At 48.9% G+C, this 971-nt stretch carries 1 protein-coding gene; it reads right to left on the reverse strand.

Annotated features, from left to right (window positions below):
- A partial coding sequence (locus tag R8O11_RS25610) for a thiamine pyrophosphate-dependent enzyme (RefSeq protein ID WP_318194661.1) occupies positions 1 to 971 on the reverse strand: 971 nt, incomplete at both ends.

A 971-nucleotide genomic window follows, 5' to 3' on the forward strand; every position in this document is an offset into this window, starting at 1 on the left:
TGGTTGTTCACGACGATACGTACCGTACCGCCGACACAGAAGCCACGCGCTAGAGACATGTTAAACGTCTCTGCTACCACGCCCTGACCTGCAATTGCTGAGTCACCGTGAATAGTGATTGGCAGTACGCGGCTACCATCAAAATCACCAAGGCGATCTTGACGCGCACGAACCGAACCGATAACTACTGGGTTTACAATCTCAAGGTGAGATGGGTTAAATGCGAGCGCTAGGTGAACATCACCACCTGGCGTTGCAAAGTCTGCAGAGAAACCTTGGTGGTATTTAACGTCACCGGTACCCCACGTTTCATCGTGCTTACCCGCGAACTCATCGAATAGATCTTGTGGTTTCTTACCCAGTACGTTCACCAGCATGTTCAAACGACCACGGTGAGCCATACCAATAACCACTTCACGCATGCCACTCTTACCCGCATGACGAATCAGTTCTTTCGTCATTGGGATAAGCGCATCACCACCTTCTAGAGAGAATCGCTTCGCACCAGGGAATTTTGCGCCTAAATAACGCTCAAGGCCTTCCGCTGCAGTCAACTCTTCAAGGAACGTGCGTTTTTCATCTTGGTTGAATGATGGCTGGCCTACGACAGACTCAAGACGTTGTTGGATCCAACGCTTTTGCTCTGTGTCAGTCATGTGCATGTATTCAGCACCGATGGAACCGCAGTAAGTTTTCTTGAGGGCTGCGTAGATGTCTTTCAACTTCATGGTTTCTTGCCCAACAGCAAAAGAACCTACGTTGAAAGTTTCTTCGAAGTCATCTTCGGTAAGATTATGAAATGCTGGGTCTAGCTCCGCCACAGGTGGACGTTGCCACAGACCTAGTGGATCCAATTCTGCAGCCTCGTGTCCGCGGAAGCGGTATGCGTTGATAAGCTGTAGAACTTTTACTTGTTTTGCATCGACATCTGGGTCACTAACTTGGACATTGTAATGCTTTGTTTCTCTAGC

Source organism: Vibrio sp. 1288 (genome assembly GCF_033344475.1).